Below are 293 nucleotides of genomic sequence, written 5' to 3' on the forward strand. Positions count from 1 at the left end.
ATGTACCCGGAGATGCCTCCGAAGCCGGTGGCACCCAGGCTGGGGCCCATGAAGGTGGCGTCGCCCGGGTCGCCGAGGAGTAGTAGCACGGTGATGTCGGGGGCCTGGAATCCTGGCGTCGCGGCGAGCAATACGGCTTCGGCATCGTCGAGCGCCTGCTGCATGCACTCCCACGCTCCGGCCGCCGCCAGCGTGTCGATCGCGTCGAGGCACCGTTGCTCGTCGCGATCGAGGGGAAACCCCGCCGACTGCCGGTGCAGACCCACCAGGTCGACCGCTCCAGGGAAGTGCCG

1 pseudogene is annotated in these 293 nt (G+C 69.6%); it reads right to left on the reverse strand.

What is annotated here, in order from left to right:
• Positions 1-293, reverse strand: a pseudogene (locus GV790_RS29815) (peptidase); the annotation flags it as partial.

Origin of the sequence: Nocardia cyriacigeorgica (assembly GCF_010858045.1) — a bacterium.
Taxonomy (GTDB): Bacteria; Actinomycetota; Actinomycetes; order Mycobacteriales; family Mycobacteriaceae; genus Nocardia; species Nocardia cyriacigeorgica_E.